The organism is Aeromonas sp. FDAARGOS 1402, from assembly GCF_019046925.1.
GTDB lineage: Bacteria > Pseudomonadota > Gammaproteobacteria > Enterobacterales > Aeromonadaceae > Aeromonas > Aeromonas caviae.
Genome location: NZ_CP077201.1, coordinates 3,831,987 through 3,857,695, shown reverse-complemented (window position 1 = coordinate 3,857,695; position 25,709 = coordinate 3,831,987). Strand labels below are relative to the sequence as shown.

Annotated in this window: 22 protein-coding genes and 3 pseudogenes; 15 read left to right on the top strand and 10 right to left on the bottom strand. The window is 61.3% G+C overall.

The window, feature by feature from the left end:
* The first annotated feature begins 23 nt into the window (after positions 1-23).
* Positions 24-704 (top strand): pyrimidine 5'-nucleotidase, encoded by a 681-nt coding sequence (gene yjjG / locus I6L32_RS18105; protein WP_041215092.1) that lies wholly within the window; start codon positions 24-26, stop codon positions 702-704.
* A gap of 71 nt (positions 705-775) precedes the next feature.
* On the opposite strand, the gene I6L32_RS18100 is transcribed toward yjjG, so the two are convergent.
* From I6L32_RS18100 to I6L32_RS18080, 5 genes are all read right to left on the bottom strand, one after another.
* A complete protein-coding gene (locus I6L32_RS18100) occupies positions 776-2,032 on the bottom strand; it encodes an amidohydrolase (protein WP_216944291.1) in 1,257 nt (418 codons plus the stop codon).
* A 1,275-nt stretch (positions 2,033-3,307) separates the two neighbouring features.
* Positions 3,308-4,510 (bottom strand): ISL3-like element ISAeme19 family transposase, encoded by a 1,203-nt coding sequence (locus tag I6L32_RS18095; RefSeq protein ID WP_084865641.1) that lies wholly within the window; start codon positions 4,508-4,510, stop codon positions 3,308-3,310.
* Between the two features lie 142 nt (positions 4,511-4,652).
* On the bottom strand, positions 4,653-5,624 hold the full coding sequence (pfkA, locus tag I6L32_RS18090) for a 6-phosphofructokinase (protein ID WP_010674852.1): 972 nt from the start codon (positions 5,622-5,624) through the stop codon (positions 4,653-4,655).
* Positions 5,625-5,767: 143 nt separating this feature from the next.
* On the bottom strand, positions 5,768-6,523 hold the full coding sequence (gene tpiA, locus I6L32_RS18085; RefSeq protein WP_029314576.1) for a triose-phosphate isomerase: 756 nt from the start codon (positions 6,521-6,523) through the stop codon (positions 5,768-5,770).
* 135 nt (positions 6,524-6,658) lie between these two features.
* Positions 6,659-7,393, bottom strand: coding sequence for an ElyC/SanA/YdcF family protein (locus I6L32_RS18080; RefSeq protein WP_235713082.1), 735 nt, complete (start codon positions 7,391-7,393; stop codon positions 6,659-6,661).
* Between the two features lie 179 nt (positions 7,394-7,572).
* Here I6L32_RS18080 and cmoM point away from each other — a divergent pair, with 179 nt between their 5' ends.
* The 12 genes and pseudogenes from cmoM to I6L32_RS18020 all read left to right on the top strand — a co-directional run bounded on the left by cmoM (position 7,573) and on the right by I6L32_RS18020 (position 20,209).
* Positions 7,573-8,349 carry a tRNA uridine 5-oxyacetic acid(34) methyltransferase CmoM gene (gene cmoM, locus I6L32_RS18075; RefSeq protein WP_103857916.1) on the top strand — a complete coding sequence of 259 codons (777 nt, stop codon included), beginning with the start codon at positions 7,573-7,575 and terminating at the stop codon, positions 8,347-8,349.
* A gap of 114 nt (positions 8,350-8,463) precedes the next feature.
* The gene (mukF, locus tag I6L32_RS18070) at positions 8,464-9,783 is read left to right on the top strand and encodes a chromosome partition protein MukF (RefSeq protein ID WP_103857917.1); all 1,320 of its coding nucleotides are present in this window, start codon (positions 8,464-8,466) and stop codon (positions 9,781-9,783) included.
* Positions 9,764-10,501: a chromosome partition protein MukE gene (gene mukE / locus I6L32_RS18065; RefSeq protein ID WP_029314572.1), complete on the top strand. Its 738-nt coding sequence runs from the start codon at positions 9,764-9,766 to the stop codon at positions 10,499-10,501. The genes mukF and mukE overlap by 20 nt, the downstream gene beginning before the upstream one ends.
* 45 nt (positions 10,502-10,546) lie before the next feature.
* A complete protein-coding gene (gene mukB / locus I6L32_RS18060) occupies positions 10,547-14,974 on the top strand; it encodes a chromosome partition protein MukB (protein WP_103857918.1) in 4,428 nt (1,475 codons plus the stop codon).
* A gap of 438 nt (positions 14,975-15,412) precedes the next feature.
* A pseudogene (locus I6L32_RS18055) lies at positions 15,413-15,829 on the top strand (septal ring lytic transglycosylase RlpA family protein).
* A 104-nt stretch (positions 15,830-15,933) separates the two neighbouring features.
* Positions 15,934-16,524, top strand: a complete 591-nt coding sequence (locus I6L32_RS18050; RefSeq protein ID WP_103857919.1) for a hypothetical protein — start codon at positions 15,934-15,936, stop codon at positions 16,522-16,524.
* Between the two features lie 621 nt (positions 16,525-17,145).
* Positions 17,146-17,527: pseudogene (locus I6L32_RS18045) on the top strand (septal ring lytic transglycosylase RlpA family protein).
* 288 nt (positions 17,528-17,815) lie between these two features.
* Positions 17,816-18,289, top strand: coding sequence for a cupin domain-containing protein (locus I6L32_RS18040; RefSeq protein WP_103857921.1), 474 nt, complete (start codon positions 17,816-17,818; stop codon positions 18,287-18,289).
* 16 nt (positions 18,290-18,305) lie between these two features.
* Positions 18,306-18,791: a GNAT family N-acetyltransferase gene (locus tag I6L32_RS18035; RefSeq protein WP_103857922.1), complete on the top strand. Its 486-nt coding sequence runs from the start codon at positions 18,306-18,308 to the stop codon at positions 18,789-18,791.
* Positions 18,792-19,056: 265 nt separating this feature from the next.
* Positions 19,057-19,365: a putative quinol monooxygenase gene (locus I6L32_RS18030; RefSeq protein ID WP_103857923.1), complete on the top strand. Its 309-nt coding sequence runs from the start codon at positions 19,057-19,059 to the stop codon at positions 19,363-19,365.
* 92 nt (positions 19,366-19,457) lie between these two features.
* On the top strand, positions 19,458-19,679 hold the full coding sequence (locus tag I6L32_RS18025; RefSeq protein WP_254203849.1) for a hypothetical protein: 222 nt from the start codon (positions 19,458-19,460) through the stop codon (positions 19,677-19,679).
* Positions 19,680-19,717: 38 nt separating this feature from the next.
* A complete protein-coding gene (locus I6L32_RS18020; protein WP_103857924.1) occupies positions 19,718-20,209 on the top strand; it encodes a histidine phosphatase family protein in 492 nt (163 codons plus the stop codon).
* 66 nt (positions 20,210-20,275) lie between these two features.
* On the opposite strand, the gene I6L32_RS18015 is transcribed toward I6L32_RS18020, so the two are convergent.
* From I6L32_RS18015 to I6L32_RS23180, 4 genes are all read right to left on the bottom strand, one after another.
* A complete protein-coding gene (locus I6L32_RS18015; protein ID WP_103857936.1) occupies positions 20,276-20,866 on the bottom strand; it encodes a hypothetical protein in 591 nt (196 codons plus the stop codon).
* A gap of 121 nt (positions 20,867-20,987) precedes the next feature.
* Positions 20,988-21,191, bottom strand: coding sequence for a hypothetical protein (locus I6L32_RS18010; protein ID WP_039040737.1), 204 nt, complete (start codon positions 21,189-21,191; stop codon positions 20,988-20,990).
* Positions 21,192-21,314: 123 nt separating this feature from the next.
* On the bottom strand, positions 21,315-21,776 hold the full coding sequence (locus tag I6L32_RS18005; RefSeq protein ID WP_254203848.1) for a LysE family translocator: 462 nt from the start codon (positions 21,774-21,776) through the stop codon (positions 21,315-21,317).
* A gap of 24 nt (positions 21,777-21,800) precedes the next feature.
* The gene (locus I6L32_RS23180; protein WP_234929101.1) at positions 21,801-21,950 is read right to left on the bottom strand and encodes a hypothetical protein; all 150 of its coding nucleotides are present in this window, start codon (positions 21,948-21,950) and stop codon (positions 21,801-21,803) included.
* A gap of 423 nt (positions 21,951-22,373) precedes the next feature.
* Between I6L32_RS23180 and I6L32_RS18000 the strand changes: the two are divergent.
* A pseudogene (locus tag I6L32_RS18000) lies at positions 22,374-23,399 on the top strand (Wadjet anti-phage system protein JetD domain-containing protein).
* A gap of 342 nt (positions 23,400-23,741) precedes the next feature.
* Here the strand turns inward: I6L32_RS18000 and I6L32_RS17995 are convergent.
* Entirely contained in the window at positions 23,742-24,320 is a 579-nt protein-coding gene (locus I6L32_RS17995; protein ID WP_039040739.1) for an alkylphosphonate utilization protein, read from the bottom strand.
* 179 nt (positions 24,321-24,499) lie between these two features.
* Here I6L32_RS17995 and I6L32_RS17990 point away from each other — a divergent pair, with 179 nt between their 5' ends.
* Entirely contained in the window at positions 24,500-25,693 is a 1,194-nt protein-coding gene (locus I6L32_RS17990; protein WP_103857926.1) for a methyltransferase, read from the top strand.
* Positions 25,694-25,709 lie beyond the last annotated feature (16 nt).

Genomic DNA, 25,709 nt, shown 5'->3' with positions numbered 1-25,709 from the left:
AAGCACAATCAATAAGGACAAGCGTGAAACAAACAAGCTATGACTGGGTGCTGTTCGATCTGGACGAAACCCTGCTCGATTTTCCGGTCGCCAGGGCGCTGGAGCGGACCCTGCAGATCTACGGCGTGGCGCCGACTCCCCCCAAGATGGCGGAGTACCATGCCCTCAACCAGCGGCTCTGGCAGCAGTACAACTCAGGGGAGATTGACGCCACCCACCTGCAGCAGACCCGTTTTTCGCTCTTTGCCGAGCAGGTCAACGTAGCACCCATGGCGATGAACGAGACCTTCCTGCAGCAGATCATCGCCCTGAGCGTGCCCCTGGAGGGGGTGGAGGAGACCCTGCAGGCCCTGAAGAGCAAGGTCAGAATGGGGATCATCACCAACGGCTTCAGCCTGCCCCAGCGCGGGCGCCTCGACAAACTGGGTTGGAACAGCTGGTTTGAGCCTCTCGTTATCTCTGACGAGGTGCAGGTGACCAAGCCGGCGGCGGCCATCTTCCAGCATGCCCTGGCGCAGATGGGTCAGCCGAGCCCGGCGCGGGTGTTGATGGTGGGGGACAATCCCAAGACCGACATCGCCGGTGCCGCCGCCCAGGGTCTTGCCACCTGCTGGTACAACCCGGGGCGGGAGACCGGTCCGTGCGAGGCGACCCACGAGATCCACCACTTCGCCCATCTCTGCGCGATCGTGCTGGGAGAGTAGGTCCCCTATGTCCGCAAGGGTGTAAAAAAACAAGGCAGCCCATGGGCTGCCTTGTTTGCATTCGGCGTCTGCTAGCGGCCGAGGCGGGCGAGCAGCCAGGCCTCCAGGAAGGCCACTCCGGGGGCCAGCACGGCTTCGTCGAAGTCGAACTCCGGATGATGGTGGGGGGCCGCGAGGTTGGCTCCCAGGATGAGATAGGCGGCTTCGCCGCCGTGCTGCTGTACCCGCTCGATGAGGAAACCGGCATCCTCGCTGGCCCCGAAGCGGCGGGTGTGGATGGTATCAAGGGAATTCCCCTCTGCGAGAGGCACGATTTCCTCGATGAGGGTTGGGCTGTTCTCGATGCCGATCGCTTCCCCCTGTTTGCGGATGTGGTAGGTCGCGCCCTGCATCAGGGCCGCCCCCTCCACAATCTGTTGCACCTGATTGAACATGTAGTCGTTGAGGGCCGGCGTCGCGCCACGGGTCTCCCCCATCAGGCGGGCATGGCCCGGGATGACGTTGCGTCCACTGCCGCCGTTGAGCTGCCCCACGTTGATGCGGGTCATGCCGTCCCGATGGCGGGGAATGCCGAGCATGGCGGTGGTGGCCATGCAGGCCGCCGCCAGGGCATTGTGGCCCGCGTTGGGCTCGAGCCCCGCATGGGCGGCTTGCCCCATGAACTCCACGTCGAATTTGGTTGAACAGAGAAACTCGGTGGGGTTGACCACCAGCTCACCGCTGCTCGCGTGAATGCCGATGTGCAGTGCCAGCAGGGCGTCCACATCGTCGAGCTGCCCCCCTGCCGCCAGCGCCTTGCCGCCTCGGCAGCCCTCTTCAGCCGGCTGGAAGAAGAGCTTGATGCGGCCAGTGAGGCGATCGGCGAGGGCCGCGATCCGCTCGGCCAGCACCAGCCCGATGGCGGTGTGACCATCGTGGGCACAGGCGTGCATCCAGCCCGGGTTGGCGGAGTGCCAGCCTCCCTGGCCGGGCAGGTGTGACGCCTCCTGGCTCTCTTCGACCTCCACCGCATCGATATCGAAGCGAAACGCCAGGGTGGGGCCGGGGCGCCCGCTCTCCCAGAGTCCCATCACGCCGGTGAGTGCGTCGATCCGCGTCAGCCACTCCGGATGCGCCCCCTGGTGCAGGGCACGGGCCTTCTGGGCCTCGACGTCTATTTCCCGTCCCATGATGAGGGTGCTGGCGAGCAGTTGATCCCCCAGCATGATGGAGAAACCGAGTTCACTGAGGTGTTGGGCGATGAGGGTGGTGGTGCGAAATTCACACCAGGCGGCTTCGGGGTGACGATGAAGGTCGCGGCGCCAGTGGCGCAAGGCATCCTGAGTCATGGTGGTTCCTGCGTGGCAAATCCAGCGGCCATTGTGACGGGCAGGGGGGCAAGAGTAAATCCCGCAGGGGGAGATGCGACAAGGGGAGCCCGGGCTCCCCTTGAAAGATGGCATGGATGTCGACGAGGTCGTTTTGTGTGCGCAGATCGCGCTCAATGATGGCTTGGCATCATCCTTTGCCAGAGCGCGTCAAAAACCCATGTTGCAGTCTTTTTTTTGAACCGCCCCTCTGGGGCAGAGGTGGCAGATGGCTGATTGACCGACTTAGAGCTGTGCCAGCGACGGCATGGAGACGGCAACCAGAGTGAAAAACACGGTGAAAACGGCGGTAACTACGAACTCTTTCATGATTTTATCTCCCTTGGTTGGCTCATGATGGAACCAAGATACCACAACAGAACGATAAAACAACGAAAAATGTAATTATGAGGCAAAAATGGTTTTGTAGTGGAATGCGGCTGCATTTTTCCAAGTTTAAGGGCGTTTTTTGTCCTGGGAAGAGTTTCATGGTGATACCAGTGAAAGGGGATGCATATAAAGTCTTTAAATACATTGAGTTATGTTGATTTTATGACTCTCTCCTTGTGGGTTCCGATTGGATTCTTTGTGGTGATCTCCATTTTTAGTCAGCAAAATGGCCTGCGGGATGCGCCGATTGGTGTCGCCATAGGGAGGTTGGTGGCTGTCAGCCAGGTTTTGTCATCCCATGTCATGTTTTCTCACGACTTGTGTCCCAACCCCAGTCTGCAAGGCTGTTGCCAGCCAGGGTTATCCGATGAAGGCTCAATTTTCTGCTCATCCCAAACAGGATGGGAGCAAAAAGAGTACGGAAAAACGACAAAACGGCCGCCAAAGAAGCATGGAAGGCAAGGGGGAAGGCGGGAAAATGGGGGGGCGATCTTCATGGGGCCTTGTGTGGCCGGAAGCCCCGTTTTTCGCTGTTTTCTTGGGGGGACGAGCCAGTGGGCCCGCGCGCAGGGGAAGCGGGCGATATCGTCGGCCCACCCGGGTGGCTATATGGCGCCAGTGTGATGGGATGAAGGACGGGGGAGGCCTGGCGCAGGGCCGTGGCACTGCGGCACCGAGGCCTTTATCCAGACCCGTCGCGAACAAGGTGAGCAAGCAGAAAAGCGGGGGAAAGAAGTTAAAGGAGAAGGTCGTGGGGTCAGAGGCTCAGGGCCGCCGGGCAAGGGGTAAGACATGGCGACAGTGGCCAGTGGATAGTCGGGCCCCCGTAGGGGGAGGAGGGGGTGAGGAGCCCGCATAAAAAAAGGTTCATCGCGGCTTTCCGGGGAAGGCCGCCTTGATTTTCAGAAAAAAGTATTCTGAGTCCCTAAATCCATATGCCATACGCTTTATCACTTTGATCTTGTTGTTCACCCCTTCCAGCACACTCGTGTGCATCGGGTAGTTTGCACTCGCCAGGATCCCCCGCATATATTTCGATAAATTTCGACCAAATCGTTGCAGCGGCGCTAGCCCGCTTTCCTTCACCTGCCGCATCCAGCTCCGCCATCGTCGCCATCCTTCCCACACGCTCGGCGCATACCAGATGCCCTTCAACGCCTCTTTCAGCACGTACACCATCGCCAGCGGTTGATTCGCCGCCAACAGCTCCTGCAACTTCACATCCTGTTTTTCACTCAGCTTCGCCCGATTACGTAGCAGCAACCAACGCGCACTTTTGACCACTTTTCGCGCCGGTTTATCGCTTTTCAGTGCATTCGCCTGCTCCACTCGCACCCGGTCCACCACCTCTCGGCCATAGCGAGCCACCACGTGGAACAGGTCGTAGACCACCTCCGCCTGCGGGCAGTGTTGCTTCACCTCCAGGTCGAACGCCGTGTTCATGTCCATCGCCACCGCCTCAATCTGCTGGCATCGCTCGCCGAGCTGCTCGAAGAAGGGACGGATAGCGGCCCGGCTGTTGCCGTGCCCCACCCACAGGACGCGGGTTCGCTCGGCATCCATGATCACGGTGGCATAGCGGTGTCCCTTGTGCAGGGCAAACTCATCCATCACCAGCCGCCGCACCTCCCCAAGTTCGATGGTGCCCACACTGGTCTGCAAACGGCGCTTGTCGATCTCCTTGATGGTGTGCCAACCGACCCCGGTGAGCTGGCTGACATGGCGGATGGGGAGGTACTGAACGAGCGCTTCAATCCAGCACTGCATGCGCCGGGTGAGGCGGGAGCCAGAGGGGAGCCAGTCGATATGTTCACTGACGCGACCACAGCGCAGACAGTCGACGCGGCGAACAGGCAGTTGTAACCAGACTTGTCGGTCAAATAGGTCTCGCTCACGCACCCGGCGGATACGTTGGTCGTGGATCAATGGCGTGGGTTGCAGGCATCGGCGACAACGGGGCAACAGGTCGGCGCGAGGCTCAAGGGTAAACAGGGTGTGATGGTTGGCAGAAAGCGCTTGGGCGATGACGGTATAACCTGGCCAGAAGGAGGCAATATCAATATGATGCACGGCGACAGCAGGGTGATGGTGGTGGTGTGTTTGGAGACAGCCAGTTTACCAGCACCCTGTCTGTCAACTTCCACTTCCCCAAGATCCCGCGAAGAACCTAAAAAAACCCTCCAGAGGAGGGTTTTTTGTCAGACCACAGCCTTTAGAACAGGGTGGTGGAGAGATCGTACAGCTCCTGGTTGAACGGGCGCTTCAGGTTCTCGATGCAGTCGATGATGTCGTGGTGCACCATCTCGTTGCCCTGAATGCCGACGCAGCGGCCACCCTGGCCCGCCAGCAGTTGCTCGACGGCGAAGGCACCCATGCGGCTGGACATGATACGGTCACGGGCAGTGGGAGAACCGCCACGCTGGATGTGACCCAGGATGGTGGCGCGGGTTTCGCGGCCGGTCATGGCCTCGATGTCTTTCGCCAGGGCGTTCACGTCGGTGACGTGCTCGCAGATGGTGATGATGGCGTGCTTCTTGCCCTTGGCTTCCCCTTCCTTGATCTGCTGCAGCAGCTTCTCCTTGTCGAAGGCCACTTCCGGCACGATCACGTACTCGGCACCACCGGCAACAGCGGCAGACATGGCCAGATCGCCGCAGTGGCGGCCCATGATCTCGACCACGGAGATGCGGTGGTGGGAGCTGCAGGTGTCGCGCAGGCGGTCAATGGCGTCCACGACCACGTTCAGGGCGGTGTCAAAGCCGATGGTGAAGTCGGTACCGGCGATGTCGTTGTCGATGGTGCCCGGCAGGCCGATGCAGGGGAAGCCCTCTTCGGTCAGCTTCTTGGCACCCATGTAGGAGCCGTCACCGCCGATGACCACCAGGGCATCGATGCCGTGTTTCTTCAGGTTTTCGACCGCTTCGGCACGGACTTTCGGATCCTTGAAGGCGGGGAAACGGGCGGAGCCCAGGAAAGTACCGCCACGGTTCACGACGTCGGAGACGCTGTGACGCTCGAGCTTGACGATACGGTCCTGGTGCAGACCGAGGTAGCCATCATAGATGCCGTAAACTTCCAGGCCATGATGCAGACCGGCGCGCACCACGGCGCGGATGGCTGCGTTCATACCCGGTGCGTCACCACCACTGGTCAAAACACCAATACGTTTGATTTGTTTGGTCATGAGTGCCTCTGGATCTGAGTTGTCGAAAATCAAGATTCTGAAAAATACGGCTGGCCGCTTTTACTATATCGGCTTTCCTATGGCGAGAGGGTCCATAGGAAAGCGATATGCAAAGAGGGGCGGGGCCCCTCTTTGCTTGGCGCTTACTTGGCGGCGCCAGCGATGATCTGGGAGAAGTCGTCCACTTTCAGGGACGCGCCACCCACCAGGCCACCGTCGATGTCCGGCTGGCCGAACAGGTCGGCAGCGGTGGCGCCAGTCACGGAGCCGCCGTACAGGATCTGTACCTTGGCAGCCACGGCTGCATCAAAACCGGCCAGGTATTGACGGATGTGAGCATGCACGGATTGTGCGATCTCCGGGGTGGCTGTCTTGCCGGTGCCGATGGCCCATACCGGCTCGTAAGCGATGACGGCGTTCTCGAAGGAGGCGATGCCGCAGCGATCGATCACGGCCTTGAGCTGGGTCTCGACCACCTGGTTGGTGGTACCGGCTTCGAACTGGGCCAGGGTTTCACCGATGCACAGCACGGGGATCAGGCCTCCCTTCTGAATGGCTTCGTACTTGGCAGCCACCACGTCGTCGGTCTCTGCGTGCAGGGTACGACGCTCGCTGTGACCGACCAGGGAGTAGGTGCAGCCGAAGGCTTTGAGCATGGAGGGGGCGTTTTCGCCGGTGAAGGCGCCGGACTCGTGAACGTCGGCGTTCTGGGCACCGTAGGCGATTTTGCTGCCGGCGGTCAGCTGTTCAACCAGACCCAAAAAGATAACCGGCGGGCAGACGGCCACTTGCACGGAAGGATGAGCGGCAGCGGCCGGGGTCAGTCCTTTGATCAGGGCTTCTACAGAAGCCTTGGTGCCGTTCAGTTTCCAGTTACCCATTACCAGGTGCTGTCTCATCTTCTATATCTCCTAGGCATTTGATTGCGCAACATTATATGAATTGAACCGAGCCCAAGATAGCTGACCCGGCGGCAAATGACGTAATTTTTTTTCGCTTTCCTGATCCAAATCAGGAATGCAAGGCGCGATTGCTCACTCGGTGACCTGCCCACGCAAACGGGCCCACCATACCCCAATCCACTCGTGAATGGCAGCCTCGGAATACATCAGATAACGCCCCTTGGGGAGGTAGCTGTAGAGGGGTTGCGGCTCCTGACTCTGCTTGGCGGTGTAATCGGTGGGAGCCGGCACCGCATCGAGTCCCTGACTGCGATAGAGGGCCATGGCCCGGGGCAGGTGGGTGGCCGAACTCACCAGCGCCACCCGCTTGCCGTTGAGGTGGGCGGCGATGCTGACCGCCTCGTCATGGGTGTCTTTGTTGTTTTCAAACAACGTCATGCGCGCACGCGGGATGCCAAGGCTTTCCGCCATGCGGGCGTTGACCTCGGCGTTCGACAGGGGATCCCCGGCCACGGCGCCGGAGAAAACCAGCTCGGCCTCTGGATAGGCCAGGGCCAGGCGAACCCCTTCCAGGGTGCGCGCCAGGGAGATGTTGTTTTGCCAGGCGCGCTCTGGGATGGCCGGATCGCTCACATGACCGTTGCCCAGCACGACGATGGCCTGGATGTCAGGATGCAGGCTCACCTCGAAGGGGGGATAGGTCTGCTCCAGGCTGCGGGCCAGCTCGTAGCTCACCGGCCGCGTCCCCATCAGGGCAATGATCACCAAGGAGAGGGTCGCCAGCAGCCTGCCGCTTTTTTGAAAGCGGGTGAACCAGAGCAGCACGAGCGCCAGCACCAACAAGGAGAGAGAGAAGGGGAGCGGCATCAGCAGATGGCCCAGCCATTTCTTGATGACAAAGAAGTTGAGCTCGAACACGACAGACACGTCCTTGAGTTTTCAGCAAATTCGGGATGTGACAGAATACCCCTCTTTTTTCCTGTGGCCCAATCCTGTGTGGTTCCTCCTGCGGCCCTCATGGCGGGGCGGTCGAAGATGAGTGTGTCTTGAAGCAAGATCAGAGTTTTGACGGGCGCGCGGACAAGTTCGCTCGCAACATTTACGACTCCACCAAGGGGAGCATTCGCACCACCATTGTCTGGAGTGACATCGAAGCCTGCCTGGCGCGCCTGGGCAACCGGCCGCTGCGTATCCTGGATGCCGGCGGCGGCTTTGGCTACTTCGCCCAGAAACTGGCGGCCATGGGCCACCAGGTGGAGCTGTGCGATTTGTCGGCAGAAATGCTGGATCTGGCCCGGGAGCAGATCGCCCAGAAGGGGTTGGAAGACAGAATTCGTCTCATCCATTGCCCCATTCAGGATCTCAAGCACCACGTGACCGGCACCTTCGATCTGGTGCTCTGTCACGCGGTACTGGAGTGGCTCGCCGAGCCGCGCCAGACCTTGCTGGGTCTGTTCCCTTTCGTCAAGGCTGGGGGCATACTGTCGCTGCTTTTTTACAATCGTCACGGCCTCCTGTTCCAGAGCCTGGTGGTGGGCAATTTCGACTATGTGCGCCTGGGCCTTCGCAAGAAACGCCAGACTGCCCTGACTCCCACCAATCCCCAGTTGCCCGAGCAGGTCTATGACTGGATAGGCCGGGGGGGATTGCGGATCATCGGCAAGACCGGGGTGCGCGTCATCCACGACTACATGCGCCACAAGCAGGATCAGGTCGAGAAGTTCGAGGACCTGCTCGCCATGGAGCAGCAATATTGCCGCCAGGAGCCCTTTGTTTCCCTGGGGCGCTACATCCATGTGATGGCCCAGAAACCGGCCGGTTGAGACACACCGGCGTGAACACGATGCGGGATCCAGCCGCCGGGGCGCCACCGACCCCGGCCTATATCACCACGGCGGGCGAAGACCTGCCGACTATAACAACGAGATGATAACGTCATGATGAGTACATCCCGTACCCTGCCAGAGACGGTGGGATGGGTCAGACAGGAGGGGTTGGCGCTGCACCTCCCCACCGACAGGCTGGCCTTTCTGATAGCGATCAAGACGCTCTCCGAGGACGAGTCTGATCTCTCGGAGGCCGCGCTGCACGATGCCTTTGGCTATGTCAGCAGTGCCTTCGGCCAGATGGACGAGACCCTCACCGGTCGCGCCAACAACGCCATCAACGATCTCATTCGTCAGCAACTGCTGTCGCGTTTCACCACCGACATGGTGGCGGGGGAGAGCCTCTACCGCCTGTCGCGCCTTGGCATGAGCATCGTCGATTTCTTCATGGATCAGCGCCAGGTGGACTCCATCAAGCTCTCCATCCTGCTCGAGCACCTGGCGGCCGAGCTCGACACCGCCCGCAAGGCGGCGCTCGAGACCAACACCCGGGAGCAGTGGGACGCCGAGGTGCTGCCGCGCCTCTCCTTCTCCCTGGAAGAGACGCTCGGGCGCATCGATCTCACCCAGCGCGCCATGGACGAGCAGCAAAACCAGGTCAAGAGCGAGATCGCGGCCCTGCTGACCCAGAACTGGGTCGATGCCATCCACAGCTGCGAGAAGCTCCTGCACGAGACCGGCCAGACCCTGCGCGAGTTGCAGGACACCCTGGACGCCGCCGGCCACCGCCTGCAGGCGGGGCTGCTCAACATTCAGGAAGCGGCCCAGGGGCGTGAGGATCTGTTCCACGTCGAGGAGCTGACCCACGCCCTGCAGGGGCGTCTGGATGTCATCACCGCCTGGGGCCAGCAGTGCATCGAGCTCTGGTCCCGTTATGACAGGCACGTCCACAAGTTCATCCGCAACGCCATCGACATGGACAAGAACCGCGCCTTCAGCCAGCGGCTGCGGGAATCCATCCGCAACTTCGAGCAGCACAGCTGGTTGTTGCGGGTGGCCGAAGAGCCCCGTTTGCTGGAGCTGCGGGATGAAACCATCGCCATCCACGACGAGGAGGTGACCGGCGAGGTGCCCCTCGAGATGGAGTACGTGGAGATGGTGGACATCAACCAGGAGCTGGCGGAGCGCATCGAGCGCTACCTGGCCCGCTACCCGGAGCAGGGAGATCGGCTGGATCTTGCCGACGTGCTGCGGGAATACCTGCTGGATTACCCGGCCCATGCCCACTTCGACGTGGCGCGCCTCCTGATCGATCAGGCCGTGCGTCTCGGCCATGCCAGCGGTGAGCGCGAGCACCACCGCCAACCCGCATGGAAACCCATCAACCAAGCTGGATCCAAGGTTCAGGCCTATGTCATCGATCAATACTGAATTCCCCTTGCCCCTGCGTCTCGCAGAGGCCATCGCCAACCCCTTGTTTCCGCGCATCGACACCGCCCTGCGCTCCGGTCGCCACATCAGTGCCGACGAATTCGAGCAGCACTCGGCCCTGGTGGAGTACCACCAGGAGCTGGAGATCTTCTACGGTCGCTATCAGGTGGAACTCATCAAGGCACCGGAAGGCTTCTTCTACCTGCGTCCGCGCCCGAGCGCCGACATCGGTACAACAGTGTTATCTGAGCTCGATATGCTGGTGGGCAAGGTGCTCTGCTACCTGTTCCTGAGCCCGGACAGGCTCGCCTCTGAAGGGGTGTTCGCCATGGGCGAGCTGCAAGAAGAGGTGCTGAGTCTGGCGGACGAGAAGCAACTGCTGCGCATGGTCAACAGCCGCTCCGGCGGCACGGATCTGGACAAGAAGAAGCTGCTCGAGAAGATCCGCACCTCCATGCGTCGCCTCAAGCGCCTCGGGATGATCACCCCCCTTGGCAACAGCGACAAATTCCGGGTCAACGAGTCCGTGTTCCGCTTCGCCGCCGATGTGCGCTCCGACGAGGATCCCCGCGCGGTGCAACTGCGGATGATCCAGGAAGGGGAGGCCATTTTCCACGATGACGAGATGCCGAGCAGCGATTCCCTGTTCGAGGATATCGAAGAGGATCTGGACGAAGAGCAGCTGGAGCTGGAGGTGGAAGATGATCTGCAACGTTAATGTGCCGGCACTGATGGTGTCTGCCGGTTTGATGGAGAGTGTGGCGTGAGAGGCAAATTCAAATCCCTGACCATGGTCAACTGGAACGGCTTCTTCGCCCGCACCTTCGATCTCGACCAGCTGGTCACGACCCTGTCCGGCGGCAACGGCGCGGGCAAGTCCACCACCATGGCGGCCTTTATCGCGGCCCTCATTCCCGACCAGTCACTGCTCCACTTCCGTAACACCACGGAGGCGGGTTCCAGCAGTGCCTCCCGCGACAAGGGGCTCTACGGCAAGCTGCAGCGTGGCCACTGCTATTCGCTGCTGGAAGTGATGAACAGCCGCGAGCAGCGGATCTGGGTCGGCGTCCACCTCGAACAGGTGGCCAACCGTGACAACAAGGTCAACATCACCCCGTTCGCCCTGGTGGATGTGCCCGAGCACCTGGCGCCCACGGATCTGCTGCTGGAGAAGCTCGACGATGGCAAGGGCCGGGTACGTGCCTTCGCCGATCTGAAGGGGGCGGCAGCGGAGCTTGGCGCCATCAAGGTCGCCAAGTTCAATACGGTGACCGATTATCACAACTTCATGTTCGAGTTCGGCATCACCCCGAAGAAACTGCGGGATCAAAAGGATCGCGGCAAGTTCTATCGCCTGATCGAAGCCTCCCTTTACGGCGGTATTTCGTCTTCCATCAGCCGCTCCTTGCGTGAATACCTGCTGCCGGAGAACTCCGGGGTGCGCAAGGCGTTCCAGGACATGGAGGCGGCCATCTACGAGAACCGCCGCACCCTGGAAGCCATCAAGGAGACCCAGGGTCAGCGGGATCTCTTCAAGAATCTCATCACCGAGACCACCCACTATGTGGCCGCGGAGTATGTGCGGGGCGCCGCCGAGAAGAGCCGTCTCTCCGAGCTGGCCCTCAAGGCACGCTCTGAGCTCGCCGGCAAACGCCGTCTGCTGGCCGAGGAGAAGCAGCGCGCCATCTATCTGGCGGACGAGGTGGATCAGCTCACCAACCGCGAGAAGCTCCTGACCGACGAGCTGGAGTCCGCCGCCGAGCACCTGGCCAAGGTGATGGCGGCCGTGGCCCTGCAAAAGAAGATTGCCCTCTATCGCGCCGATCTGGCGGAGCTCAACGACAAGCTCGAGCAGCAGCAGGCGGTGGTGGAAGAGATCCACGGCCAGTTGCTGGAAGTGGAGGAGCGCAAGGAGCTGGCCCAGGCAGAGGTGGACAGCCTCAAGACCCAGCTCGCCGACTATCAGCAGGCGCTCGATATCCAGCAGACCCGCGCCATCCAGTACCGTCAGGCGGTGCAGGCCCTGGAAAACGCCCGCGAGCAGTGCGAACTGCCGGGGCTCGAGCCTGCGCAGGCGAGCGACACCCTGCACCAGTTCCGCGCAGCCGAGCAGAACCTCACCAGCCGGGTGCTGGGGGCCGAGCAGCAGTTGGCGCTGGCCAAGGCGGCGGTGGCCGAACACGAAGCGGCGCTGGCGCTGCTGCTCAGCATCGCACCCGAGACAGTGCGCGAGGCTGCCTGGCCCACCGCGCAGGCGCTGCTCAAGCGCCACATCGAAGACAAGGCCCGCATTGCCCAGGGGCAGGGTCTGCGCGCCGCCCTGGCTCGCCTCGAGAAAGAGAGCGAAAGCCAGAAGACGCTCTTGCGGCTGCGAGACGAGCTGGCCCAGGCGTCTGGTCAGCACATTGCTAGTCAGGACGAGCTGGAGATCTTCCTCGAAGCCCAGCGCACCCGCCAGGAGGAGCTCTCCGAGCAGCAGGCAGAGGCCAATCAGCGCCGCGCCAGCCTCGAGCATCAGGGCACTCAGCTGGGTCGCGATATCGCGGAACTGACCAAGCTGGCCCCGCGCTGGCTCAAATCCTTTGAAAAACTCGAGCAACTGCGCGAGCAGAGTGGCTTGGCCTTGGCCACCGCCGAAGAACTCTCTTCCGGCATGCAGAGCGTGCTCGACAAGGAGCGGGAGTTTGAGCAGGAGAGCAACCGCATTCAGGGCCAGAAACAGGCGCTGGAGATGCAAATTCGCAACCTGCAGCTGGGTGCCGGCGAGGCGGATCCCCGTCTTGCCCGCATCGCCGAGCAGGTGGGGGGCGTGCTGCTCTCGGACGTATATGACGACATCTCCATCGACGATGCCCCTTACTACTCCGCGCTCTACGGCCCGGCTCGCAGCGCCCTGGTGGTGCTCGACCTCGAAGGCGCCATCGAGCGGCTGAAAAAGCTGGAAGATTGCCCGGAAGATATCTACCTCATTCAGGGCAACCCCGACTCCTTTGACGAGGATCTGGTGGAAGCCGACGAGCTGGGGGACGCCGTGCTGGTGCGCACCAGCAAGCGTCAGGTGCGCTTCTCCCGCTACCCCGAGCTGCCGCTGTTTGGCCGTGCCGCCCGGGAAAAACGCATCGAGCAGCTCGATCTTGAGCGCGAAGGGCTCATCGAGGGCTACGCCAAGGCCGCCTTCGAGCAGCAGAAGTACCACCGTCTCTACGGCCACTTCCGCGACTTTATCGGCCAGCATCTGGACATCGCCTTCCGCCCCGACCCCGAAGCGGAAGTGCAGGCCAAGCAGCACGAGCAGCGCAAGCTGCAAGAAACCATCGCCGAGTGCGACAAGCAGCTGAGTGATGCCAAAGCCGCCGCCGCCCAGCTGACCCGCCATATCCAGCTGGTGCAGGGGATGCTGCCCTTTGCCCACCTGTTTGCCGAGGCAGACCTGGTGGCCCGCCTCGAGGCGGCTCACGCCGACGTGGAGGCGCTTAAAACAGCCGAAGCCTTTATCGCCAAGCACGGCAAGGCGTTGGAAAAACTCGAGACCCAGGTGCAGGTGCTGCGTCAGGATCCGCAGGATCTGGCGGCCCTGCAGGCAGCCTTTGACGAGGTGAGCGACCTGCTGGCCGAGCAGAAGCGCCGTTGCTACGCCCTCGATCAGCTGGTGGCCCGTTTGCCGCACTTTGCCTATCAGGATGCGCAAGATCTGCTGGGCAAGGCGTCCGAGATGAGCGAGCGACTCAAAGAGAAGCTCAAGGCGGCAGAGCTTGCCGCCCGCACCGCCGGTGAGCAGCACAAGCAGATCACCCAGCGCCACACCGAGGCGCTGCAACTGCGCACGGCGCTCGATTCCAGCGCCTCGGCCAAGGGGCAGACCCTGGCGGAGTTCGAGCAGGAGCTGGCGGCCATGGGGCTGACCCTGTCGGATGACATGGAAGAGAAGGCCCGTGCCCACAAGAAAGAGATTGAAGAGCTGCTTATCCGCACCCGGACCCGCCGCACCAGCGCCGAGGCCCAGTTGCAGGTGTGCAAGCGCGAAATCGAGTCCCTTGGCGGTCGTCTCAAGCTCGAAGGCAAGGATTACTACAGCGCCCGCAAATCCCTGGTGGGTCACAAGGCGAGCTGGTCGCGGGTGGTGCGTCTGGCACGGGAGACCGACGTCGAGAAGCGTCTGAACAAGCGCGAGCTGGCTTATCTTGACAGCGACGAGCTGCGCTCCATGTCGGACAAGGCCCTCGGCGCCCTGCGGGTGGCGGTGGCCCACGACGAGGCCCTGCGCGATGCGCTTCGTCTGTCGGAAGGCAACCGCAGCACCGAGCAGAAGGTCGCCTTCTACGTGCAGGTCTACCGTTACCTGAAAGATCGCATCCGCAACGACATCATCCGCTCGGACGATCCGGTGGAAGCCATCGAGGAGATGGAGATCGAGCTGGCGCGCCTCGCCGATGAGCTCAAGCAGCGGGAAACCCATCTGTCCCTCTCCTCCCACGAGGTGGCGGCCAAGATCACCAACATCATCCGCCGGGAGCAGAACCGCATCCGGGTACTGAACCAGGGCCTGCAGAACATCGCCTTCGGTCTGGTGCGCGGGGTGCGTCTCAACGTCAATATCCGCGAGGCCCACACTCGCCTCCTGACCGCTCTCGCCGATCAGAGCGCCATGCACAACGATCTCTTCGCCGACAAGGAGCTCAGCTTCTCCGAGGCCATGGCCAAGCTCTTCCAGCGCCTGAACCCGCAGGTGGAGCAGGGAGAGCGCAACTATCAGGTGATGGGGGACGTGCTGCTGGATTATCGCAACTACCTGGAGCTGGAGATCGAGGTGCAGCGCGGGGCCGACGGCTGGCTGCGTGCCGAGAGCGGCGCCCTCTCCACCGGCGAGGCGATCGGCACCGGTCAGGCCATCCTCTTGATGGTGCTCATCAGCTGGGAGGAGGAGTCCCGCCGTCTGCGCGGCAAGGACATCGCCCCCTGCCGCCTGTTGTTCCTCGACGAAGCGGCGCGGCTTGATGGCAAATCCATCGCCACCCTGTTCGAGCTGTGCGAGCGCCAGGACATGCAGCTCCTCATCGCGGCGCCGGAGAACATCAGCCCCGAGAAGGGCACCACCTACAAGCTCATCCGCAAGGTGCAGGGCAAGCACGAACATGTGCATGTGGTGGGGCTGCGCGGCTTTGGCTTCGCCGACGACAAGCTCATCGCCTGACTCTGATGGGCAAATAGCAAGAGAAAAGGGAGGCATTCGCCTCCCTTTTTATTGGAAAAATATGGCAAAGTAGCGGCGCTGCCTGTGATGGAATAAGGCTACGGATGAACGGGCTTGCCCGGTTCTGGTTAATAAGTATCCCTCTTGTTGTGCTGGGTTGCGGACGCAGATCGGAGGGTGTTTGTGTGCGCGAGTTGGCAAACGCGAGCAGAGAAGTGGCACCTTGATTGTCTCTTGGCTGTAACAGTGGTGATTTAAAGCCTGTGTTTATTGCAACAATCGCGGCGACCACTGCGTTGGCAACTGGGCAGGGCCCCATGATGGCAAGGGGCCGCCTACATTGCGGTGGCTTGCCGGTATGGGGAGAATCTACCCGTTACTGCGACGCGATATGATCAGCCGGGCTATCTATCCGGCAAGGTGAGCGAGGAGAAGTAGATGCGCGGCATCGGGAGAGAAGGAGTGGTGCAATCGGCCTGCAAAGGGGGGCTGTTGCTTGTCTGCCTGCTGCTGGCAGCCTGTAGCAGCCGTTATGACGAGAGCCACGGCGGCAGCTGGCGCGGCTAAAGCGAGACCGGTTACGCCAGCTATTATGCCAACCGTTATCACGGTAAAAAGACCGCCAGCGGCGAGATCTATCTCAATAACCTCAGTAGCGCTGCCCATATGGAATTGCCCTTTGGCTCCATGGTGCGGCGGGTCACCAACCTCGCCAACGGCAAGAGCGTAGTGGTCAAGGTCAATGATCGCGGCGCCTTTAAAAGCGGGCGAATTATCGATCTCTCCAAATCCGCCTTCGGCTCCATCGGCAATATTCGCGAAGGTGTTATCAAGGTAAATGTTGAGGTGTTGTGACCACTTACGATGTCGCAGAGTCTGGTGGAATATGGTGGGCTCTGCAGATCGTAATGTCCTTGCAGCAGATGGCAGCTGGAAACATACACAGGGATGAATAAAGCATGGCTATGGACACTTTCGCGTTTCGCAAACAATGGCGCATGACGAAGGCGCGCATTCAAGCCACCTGGTTCTGGCGTGTGTTCGGCATCCGTGCCATGCAAAAGGGGTGGACCAAATTTCTGGTGGCGGTAGCCATCATGGCCGGCTTCTGGAGCGTGTTTTTTTACGTTGAATTGCTTAACCCCATCCTGCCGCTGGAACAGTTGACGAAAAATGAGGGGGTGCTTGTGCAGGTTTATAAGCCCCTCCGTACTGCACATAACTCCGCGATCAGGATCCTGACGGACTCGGGAGAGGAAATAGCCTATCGAGGTAGTATCTATAACGAAGCAGTGTTGCTTGCCGCAAAAGGAAAGCGGGTCACGGTCTGGAGTCAGCCTTATTACAGATTTTGGTGGCCCTTTTATTTCGAACAGGCGTGGCAGGTGCAGGAAGGTGAGCAGGTCTTGATAAGCTATGAGAATACGTACAAAGGCCGATTGCGATATAGGCTAAACAAAGAATGGCTGGCCCAGCACTTGTTGATATTGACCATCCTCTCCTTAGCTATTGTGGCTTTGGCTTGCCACAAGGGAGCGACAGCAGAGTAATTATTATTTTTAAATCGTTCATCGCCAGTGATGGGGAAATGATCTCTATGAATCACACAATGCTGGGTGAATTTATCCAGTTTTACGGGTAACCAGAGGGCGGTGCAGTTTTATGAGCGCCTTGGTTACAAGGTGGAGGAGGGGGATCAGGGATAAATACAGTATGACTATGGAATTTTTTGAATTACGCAAACAATGGCGCATGACGAAGGCGCGCATTCAAGCCACCTGATTCTGGCGTGTGTTCGGTGTCCGTGCCATGTAAAAGGGGTGGACCAAGTTTCTGGTGGCGGTAGCCATCGTGGCTGGCTTCTGGAGCCTTTTTTCATACGTTCAATCACTTAACCCAGCCTTACCGCTGGAACAGTTGACGAAAAATGAAGGGCTGATTGTGCATGTTTACCAGCCCCTTCGTACTGCACACGGCTCCACGATCAGGAGCCTAGCGGACTCAGGAGAGGTGTACAGATCTCGTTATCACCTGACAGGGGCTGACGGGTGAACACACAAACGGGAGGCCTGGGCCTCCCGTTTTCCATGGGAAATATGAGAGAGTAGGCCCCTGTTAACGGAAGCCAGACTGGCGATGCTGGTCGCTCTGTCCCATCGAGGAAGCAACGCATGACGACGCGACAAAAAGGGCTGCTGGCCTCCCTGTGCCTGCTGCTGGCGGCCTGCAGCAGCCAGCCTGATGCAGGCAGTGCGGGCAACTGGCGAGGCTATACCCAGACGGGGCTCGCCTCCTATTACGCCGATCGCTACCACAACAAGCGCACCGCCAGCGGGGAGCCTTACCAGCGCCACGCCAACACCGCCGCCCACATTGCCCTTCGGCGCCTTGGTCAGGGTCACCAACCTCGCCAACGGCAAGAGCGTGGTGGTGCGGGTCAACGACAGGGGCAATTTCCCCCGCGGGCGCATCATCGATCTCTCCAGGGCTGCGTTCAGCGCCATCGGCAATCCCCGATCTGGGCTTATCAAGGTCAGGATTGAGGTGCTCTAGTCACCGGGTCTGCATGTGCCGGTGCCCCTCCATACCCGGGCCGCTGGAAGAGGGCATTTCCCAGTGATCGCGGGCCATCTTCTTTATTCCATTGGTGAGGTCGCCAACGCGACTTCCCATTTTCCGGTGTGCTATTAAGATAGCCAAACGAAAATCAGGGCGTCTTTACCATCTGGCGGCAACCGGGCATGACATGGTGTGTGAGACACCCCTTCAACCCCCTGCCCATGTTTTGTCGCTAAGGAGCAGGCTATAAAGAGAGACGTCATTCACAGGGAGGATCAGAACATGACTGACAAACGCGCCATTCAGGCAATGGCCATCCCCGAGCACAAGGCAAAGTCCCTCGATCCGGAGCCCTTTGCTTCCCTGGTCAAGCACCGCACCCGGCGCAGGCTGGGGGATCATTTCGGCCTCGCCAATTTCGGGGTCAATCTGACGACCCTGGCACCGGGGGCCATCTCGGCGCTCAAGCACCATCACGGCCTGCAGGACGAGTTCGTCTATGTACTCTCGGGCAATCCCACCCTGCGCCACGGGGAGGAGGAGTACCGGATGTCGCCGGGGGAGTGCATCGGCTTCAAGGGGGGGAGCGGCCTGGCCCACCAGTTGCTCAACCACGGTGAGGTGGACGCCGTCTATCTCGAGGTGGGGGACAGGCAGCCAGGGGACACCGTCGACTATCCCGACGACGATCTGGCCCTGGTACAGGGTGCCGATGGCGCCTGGTCAGCCAGACACAAGGATGGCACCCCCTACTAGGGTGCCTCTTCGGGCAATGAGAGAGACCTCCATGGTGTTCAGCCCCTTTTCTGCTGTCAGGGCAGAGGATTTTCTGCCGCTGCTCAACGACGAGACGCTGCGAAAGCACCTGATCCCTCACCCGCTTTTCGATGTGGCCGGGGTGCGCGACTGGATGGCGTACAAGCTGGGAGTCGACGCCCGGCCAGGTTGTCGCGTGCGCGCCATCTTCCTCGACGGCACCCTGGCGGGGTGGTGCGGCATCCAGCCCGATGACGAGGGGGTGGAGCTTGCCATCGTGCTCGCCAGGGCCAGCTGGGGAAGCGGCGTGGCGATTTTCAACGAGATGATGGGGTGGGCGAGGGAGCTTGGCCATCGGACGATCCTCTTTCACCTGCTGGATACCCGCCCGCCTTATCGATCCCTCGCCAGACGGGCCATCTGGGTGAGGAAAACTCGCCTGGGCGAACACCCTTTCACCACCTATTGCCTTGACGTTGAACGTTGGTCTGCAGGCCCTTAGCCTGGACCAGGGGGCCGCAAGTCGTACCGCCTCCTGGCGGGTCCCGTTGCCACCCTTTGCGCCATGATCCCTCCCGCTCGTTTGTTCCTCCGTGCACGGCGTGGTTATCCACCCCGTTGAACACAGTGTTCATTCTGCCCCCCTATATGGCCTCCACCGTCCTGCCTACACTGGGCAACGTCTGATGGGGGCGCATCCGGCAGTATAAATCGCTGTCCAGGTTGCACTCTCTGGCGTGTTGACGATGTACAACGGAGAAAACTGGATGAAAAAAGAGACAGACAAACTGGTATCGATCGCGGTGCTCAAGGCCCGTGACGGCATGGGAGAGCGCCTTCGCGATGCCCTGCTTGCCTTGATTGGCCCCACTCGCCAGGAGCCGGGCAACCTCGATTACGTGCTGTTCGAGTTGAAGGATGAACCCGGCACCTTCTACATGCGGGAAGCCTTCGTGAGTCAGGCCGCCCTGAATGCCCACTGTGAGACCGCGTATTTCCAGGCTTTCGCTCGCCAGGCGGACGAACTGCTGGCCGAACCCCTTCGGCTTGTCTTCATGGAAGAAGTGAGCCCCTGATCCTTGCCGCAGAGCCCGATGATCCCCTCATCGGGCTTTTTGCCTTCAGCCTCGCTCCCGGCAATCGCATCTACCTGCTCGGCTGCGTGGCCATGGCCCTCAACCCCATCCTGATCAAGCGCTGCTACCGGGGGGAGTCCTTCCTCCACCTGACCGGCTGGACCCTCATCTGCGCCACTGTGCTGCTCACCGGCATGCTGACCGGGGAGACAATACACTGGGAACAGGTAGGCTGGGGGGTAGGGGGTGTGCTGCTGACCATGGTGGTCATGGTGCTGCTGCCCCTTCATGCTGGCAAACGGGGGGCGGTCTGAGGGGCTGCCTGTCGCCCTTATCAACCAGGGAGTGCGTCATGAGAAGAACCCTGATCCTGGTACGCCATGGCAAGTCGAGCTGGGAGGACGCATCTTTGTCTGACCGCGCTCGTCCGCTGGCGGCGCGCGGGCTGCGCGATGCGCCCCTGATGGGGGCTCGTCTGGCGCGCCTGGGGGTGAAGCCCGATCTCATCCTCTCGAGCCCCGCCTGCCGGGCTATGACAACCGCCCGGCTGCTTGCCGCAGAGTTGGGTTATTCCCCGAACCACATCGCCATCGACGAGGGCCTCTACGAGAGCGATGCCGGGACCCTTCTCGGGGTGGTGGGGGCGCCTTCAGATGATCTCGCCTGCGTACTGCTGGTGGGTCATGATCCTGCCTTCACCGACCTGGCTCATGGCTTTTCCTCCGGTATCACTCGCATGCCGACCTGCGCCGTCGCCCGCTTCATCTTCGACGCCCCCTCCTGGTCGGCGCTCCCGTTCTGCTCGCCGGTGGTGGCCGTGCTGGACTTCCCGAAGAAAGGGTAGAGGGGGGGCAAGCAGGCAGAAACGACAAGGGGAGCCGCGGCTCCCCTTGTCGTGATGGTGACGGGGTCATTTGGCCGCGATGGGCCCCTTGGTGCCCGCATCGTTGTCGACCCAGCCATCTTCTCCCTTGAGGCGGCGATCCCCCTGGATGGTGTAGATGACCATGCCCTCCTTGAACACCAGGGCGCCGTCGGATTTCCTGGCACTGACCTGCTTGTCGTTGACCCACACCTGATCCTTGTCATCGATGCGGATGTTCGCGACCGTGGCGCCCGTCTCGGGGAAGGTGGCGACCCAGTTGCCGGTGTAGGGGCTGGCGCTGGCCGCTGCGGGGGCGGCGCCAAATCCGGCGGCGGTGTTCTCGGCCTTGCTCTTGTTGATGTCACAGCCGCTAAGCTCGCTCACCTGGGTACAGCCTGAGCGCTCCAGCTTCTGCTCATAGCTCATGTTCAATCCGCCTTCGTCGGCCGGGGCGGCGGTGCCAAATCCTGCCTTGGCGTTTTCCGCCTTGCTCTTGTGAATATCGCAGCCCTGGGCTTCGGTCACCTGGGTGCAGCCGGAGTGTTCCAGCTGCTCGGCGTATTTGTGGTTGATGGCGTGAACCTGGGCGCTGCCCAACAGGGTGAGGGTCAGGATGAGCGCAGTCTGTCTGAACATGATCAATACCTCTGGCAATGGGTCATTCGGGCTTGCTGCTCCCTGGGCGGCAAGGGGCTTGCGTTGGCGAGCTGCAGCCCTCTCTCACCATAGCTGGAGGGAGCGAAAGACGATGTCTGCGTCAGCTCTGGGGGATGCGGACCCCCTTGTCGAGGTAGAGGCTGCTGTAGTGGGCTCGGTGGGTGACGAACATCACCTGATGGCGACTGCCATCGGAGAGAATGATGAAATCACCGGCCTGGGCCGGGCTTTGCAAGCGGATCTCGTGTTCGGGGGCCGTCAACTTGTCGGCCTCCTCCCGGAAGGTGAGGGTGTAGGAATACATATGGCGCTCCACCGCAGGCTCATATACAGACACGCCTACAACTCTAGCCCCGGTGGCCGGGATCCGCGGCGCCCAAGCGGCGCCGATGGTGCAGATAATGTCAGCAGCGGTGAGGCACAGGGATCAGGGACGACCACTGAGCAGGATGGCGCCGCCCAGGGTGATGAAAAGCCCGCCGGTGATGCGGCCAACGAGGCGCTCGCTGCGACCTGGTTTGAAGTAGCGACCGGCGCGCCTGGCCAGGGCGACATAGCACAGATGCACCAGGCTGACGATGGCGCAGATGGTCAGGTACATGGTGATGAACTGCAGCGTCAGCGGACTCTGGTGATCGAGGAACTGGGGCAGCAGGGCGCAGAGGAAGACGATGGTCTTGGGGTTGCTGGCGGAGACCAGAAAGGCTTCTCGCAACAAGGAGAGGGTGGTTCTGGTGCGTCCCCGAGCGGTGGAGGGAGAGAGCCCTTGGGCATTGGTATTGGCCGCGCGCAGCGCCTTGTAGCCCAGATACACCAGGTAGCCACCCCCCGCCAGCTTGAGGGCGACAAAGAGGGGAGGCAGGGTTTCCAGCAGGGCCCCCACCCCCATGGCGACCAGACCGATGAGGATGGCCTAGCACCCCAGGTTGCCGAGGATGCTGACAAGGGGGGCGCACCAGCCGTGTTGCAGACCGTTCTTGACCACCAGCAGCACATTGGGGCCAGGAGTCAGGGTCGCCAGCAGATAGGCTAGCGCAAACAGCATCCAGGTATTCGGGTTCATGAGCACGTCCTTGGCGTCAAAGCTGGCATGATGCCAGCCTCTTCGACGAGTCGTCCAGCGGCGTCTCCCCCGACCCCGAAGAGGATTCAGGGGAGGGCAATCCGGTGCAGCATGGTCTGCGGCAGGAAATGCAATAGGCAAGGATATGTATAAAAAAACCGCATGAAGGCAGTTTTTGATGATGCCTTCACATCGCAGATAAGCTGTCTTTTTTCTCGCCGGTCAACTAATGGCGTCGCAGCATACTGATTTCACCGATGTCGATGGATTGCCAATCGTAACCGCTGACCATCCTGCCACGAGCTTGTGGACGGGTGACGGTTTGAAAGAGCGACCTTCCTTTGGTGCGAGACAGGTCACGGTTGTGGACAGAAAGATCCCCTCTACTTGGCCATATGGAACCGCAATGAAAGAGGGGGGAGGATGTCACTTTTTGATGAGCGTCGTGTGCAGGATCTCTGTGCCCGCTTGCTGGCAGACACTAATAACCAGGGATATTCACTCGATAGCAAGCATGGCCGCGAGTTGAGAGATCTCCTGCAGGCTGTGGGTGGAGTCAAGCCAGTGGGACGAGGGGCTCGTCATGTGTTGACCGATGCTGGATGGAATTATCTCGCAGCACAGCTGGCACAGGTTGCACCAGTGATGCCGGACAGGCGTGACACGATAAGGGCTCTCGGGGTGGACCTGCCCGCACATCTAAACCAGGCCAGTTTTCATGCCCTCTGGCATGGGGACAGCAAGAGCGGGATAGATCCAGATAATGATGCTATCGACATCACGCTGACACAGGATGAAGTGATTCGACTTCGCACGCTGAGCCCGCTGTCACTCATCGACCAGGACGGACTGCGCCACGACATGAGGGCGCAACTGGCACTATTGGGAGAGCTGGTCTTACCGGAGCGCTGCTTGAGTAAGTTACATGGCATTGAGTGGCAGGGGCGGCAACTGGTCACGGTGGAGAACAAGGGAGCTTTCGTGGATTACCCGCTGCAAGTGGGGGAGTTGTTGCTCTATGTGCCTGGCCGCAATACCAAGTTGGCACGTCAGGTATTCCCGCTGTTGCCGGCTGCCGTACCCTGGGCCCATTTTGGCGATCTGGATCAGCGCGGATTGGATATCGCTAACGAGCTGGCCCATGCCCTTCGTCGTCCGTTGGCTCTTTGGCTACCCGACACCTTGATGGCCTATGTTCATCACTATGCCCGCACTCTGATCCGCCGTCTGGAGGGGCAACCGATCAGCAGAGGCAAGATCCCATGGTAGGAGGTCCCCGTGGTGAGTGAGCATGGCAAGCAACTGGAAGAGGTCCTTATATATCTGATCGAAAAGGGATTGTGGTTGGAACAGGAAGTATTGGTGCTAGCCGGAGGTTGGCAGTCATGGCCACTCGACGCGCCTTGCGGCCAACGCAGTAATGAAAAAACCGCCATCAGGCGGTTTTAATGGTTGTCAGCCCCTATTTCAGGACTTTTTTCAGCTTCTTGATCTTGCCTTCGTGCTTGGCGATTTTCGCCTGGCGGGCGGCGATCTTCTTCTTGATCTCTTTCTTGCTGGCCATGGGGCGGCTCCTTGGTCTCGTGGGCGCCATGGGGATCAGGGTGCCCGGGGTCTTTCCATGCGTGCCGGGAAGGCCCTCTCCATTGGCGCACTGACAGTCAGGGGAGGGGCATACCGCGGAACTGGTTTGCAGGATAGTCCAGTTTCCCGCGGGTGCCACCCGAACGGCAGGAAACAGAGGCAACAAAAAAGCGCCCCTGGGGGCGCTTCTGGCTTGAAGGGTCGGTATCAGGCCTTCTTCAGGTAGGCGGCCACCAGCACGATCTGCATGCCGTTGACCTTGCCCTCGATGTGCAGCGGGTTGTTGGTCAGGCGAATGCCCTTGACCAGGGTGCCGCGCTTGGCGGTGAAGCCGGCGCCCTTGACGTCCAGATCCTTGATCAGGGTGACGGAGTCCCCTTCCACCAGCACGGCGCCATTGGAGTCGACGGTCGGCACGCTGTCGTCATCGTCGCTGGTCACGCCGGCGTCTGCCCAGGCCTTGACCTCGTCTTCCATGTACATCATGTCCAGCATGTCCTGGGCCCAGAGCTCGCCCCGGGCGACGAGGGCCTTCAACTGGCGCCAGGCCATCACCTGCACCGCCGGCACCTGGCTCCACATGCTGTCACCCAGGCAGCGCCAGTGGTTCACCTCCGTGGTGTCCGGCTGCTCCAGCTGGCCGCGGCAGGTGGCGCAGAGGGCCACGCTGTGGTCGTCGTCGCTGGCGGGGGAGTGCGGCACCGGGAAGGCAGTCAGCGCATGTTCTGCGCCACACAGCTCGCATTTGGCATTTGCACGGGCTTGCAGGATGGCATTGATGGTCATGATTGGGTTCCGTTTATAGGGGTAAAGCGGCTCGCCGTGGCGGGCTGCGCGAATGAGGGGGCGGAATATAGCACAAATCCCTGCTTTTTGTCAGGCTACCAGCGCCGCACAGGCGAGTGCTTTTTGACGGCAGATCGCTAGAATGAGCCTCCCTTTTTGCGCCAAAGGACAGGTTCACCGTGCTGGCCCACCGTTTTCGACAACTGGACTGCTTGCTCACCGCCGAGCGACGCTGGTGGCAATACCAGCCCTATCACCACCTGGGGATCGCCTTTGCCCGCGAGGCGCCAGCCCTTGCGAAGTGCCTGGCAGCCCTGACCCTTGACGAGATAGCGCACCTCGACGGGGACATGGATGCGCTCTGCACCCTGCTCGCCCCCTGGATCCCGGCGGGGGCCGAGTTGCAGGCTCTCGGCGAGCTTGCCCCTTTCGCCCCCGAGCCCGTCCAGTGCGCCAGGGCCATGGCGATGTACATGCCGGGACGCAAGCAGGGGCAGATAGAGGCCTTCACCGGCTGCCTGCCCCCCCACCAAGGTCCCTATCTGGAGTGGTGCGCCGGCAAGGGGCATCTGGGGCGCCTGGTGTCGCTGCACCGTGGCGCGGAGATCCTTAGCCTGGAGTGGCAGGGGGCGCTCTGCGAGGAGGGGCGGCGGCTCGCCGCGCGCGACGGCGCCAACATGCGGTTCGTGGAGGCGGATGCCTTTGCCGCCGAGTCCGGGGCCCTCATCGCCCCGCACCATCACGCCATGGCGCTCCATGCCTGCGGCGATCTGCACACCCATCTGTTGACGCGGGTGGCCGAGGGGCGTGCCCAGGGGGTGACCCTCTCCCCGTGTTGCTACCACCTCATCAGAGGAGAGCACTACGCGCCCCTCTCCTGGGCCGCCAGGGCCAGTGCCCTGCGCCTTGGCAAGAGCGATTTGAAGCTGCCGCTGCAGGAGACGGTGACCGGCGGTGCCCGCATCGCCCGGCTGCGGGAGCGGGAGGTGGTGTGGCGCCTCGCCTTCGACTGCCTGCAGCGCCAGGTGCGCGGGGTGGATGAGTACCTGCCGGTGCCCAACCTGCAAAAGAGCCTGCTGACCGGGGGCTTCGAGGATTTCTGCCACTGGGCCGCCGAGCGCAAGGGGATGGGCTTGCCCGCGGGGCTCGACTACGCCGCCTTGCTGGCACAGGGGGAGCGCCGTTTTGGCGATGTCGCCCGCATGGAGCTGGTGCGCCACCTGTTTCGCCGCCCCCTGGAAATCTGGCTGCTGCTCGATCGCGCCCTTTTCCTCGAGGAGCAGGGCTACCGGGTGGAGGTGGGCACTTTCTGTCCCAAACCCATGACCCCGCGCAATCTGCTGATCCGGGCGGTGCGCGCAGGGGGGATCTGAGCAAGCGTCCGCACAG

Excerpts from the sequence above, each read along its gene's own strand:
- I6L32_RS18100 (WP_216944291.1), bottom strand. The coding sequence starts at position 2,032 with ATGACTCAGGATGCCTTGCGCCACTGGCGCCGCGACCTTCATCGTCAC.
- pfkA (WP_010674852.1), bottom strand. The coding sequence starts at position 5,624 with ATGACCAAACAAATCAAACGTATTGGTGTTTTGACCAGTGGTGGTGAC.
- tpiA (WP_029314576.1), bottom strand. The coding sequence starts at position 6,523 with ATGAGACAGCACCTGGTAATGGGTAACTGGAAACTGAACGGCACCAAG.
- I6L32_RS18080 (WP_235713082.1), bottom strand. The coding sequence starts at position 7,393 with ATGCCGCTCCCCTTCTCTCTCTCCTTGTTGGTGCTGGCGCTCGTGCTG.
- mukF (WP_103857917.1), top strand. The coding sequence starts at position 8,464 with ATGATGAGTACATCCCGTACCCTGCCAGAGACGGTGGGATGGGTCAGA.
- mukE (WP_029314572.1), top strand. The coding sequence starts at position 9,764 with ATGTCATCGATCAATACTGAATTCCCCTTGCCCCTGCGTCTCGCAGAG.
- I6L32_RS18050 (WP_103857919.1), top strand. The coding sequence starts at position 15,934 with ATGGCTATGGACACTTTCGCGTTTCGCAAACAATGGCGCATGACGAAG.
- I6L32_RS18040 (WP_103857921.1), top strand. The coding sequence starts at position 17,816 with ATGACTGACAAACGCGCCATTCAGGCAATGGCCATCCCCGAGCACAAG.
- I6L32_RS18035 (WP_103857922.1), top strand. The coding sequence starts at position 18,306 with ATGAGAGAGACCTCCATGGTGTTCAGCCCCTTTTCTGCTGTCAGGGCA.
- I6L32_RS18030 (WP_103857923.1), top strand. The coding sequence starts at position 19,057 with ATGAAAAAAGAGACAGACAAACTGGTATCGATCGCGGTGCTCAAGGCC.
- I6L32_RS18025 (WP_254203849.1), top strand. The coding sequence starts at position 19,458 with ATGGCCCTCAACCCCATCCTGATCAAGCGCTGCTACCGGGGGGAGTCC.
- I6L32_RS18020 (WP_103857924.1), top strand. The coding sequence starts at position 19,718 with ATGAGAAGAACCCTGATCCTGGTACGCCATGGCAAGTCGAGCTGGGAG.
- I6L32_RS18015 (WP_103857936.1), bottom strand. The coding sequence starts at position 20,866 with ATGTTCAGACAGACTGCGCTCATCCTGACCCTCACCCTGTTGGGCAGC.
- I6L32_RS18010 (WP_039040737.1), bottom strand. The coding sequence starts at position 21,191 with ATGTATTCCTACACCCTCACCTTCCGGGAGGAGGCCGACAAGTTGACG.
- I6L32_RS18005 (WP_254203848.1), bottom strand. The coding sequence starts at position 21,776 with ATGGGGGTGGGGGCCCTGCTGGAAACCCTGCCTCCCCTCTTTGTCGCC.
- I6L32_RS23180 (WP_234929101.1), bottom strand. The coding sequence starts at position 21,950 with ATGAACCCGAATACCTGGATGCTGTTTGCGCTAGCCTATCTGCTGGCG.
- I6L32_RS17995 (WP_039040739.1), bottom strand. The coding sequence starts at position 24,320 with ATGACCATCAATGCCATCCTGCAAGCCCGTGCAAATGCCAAATGCGAG.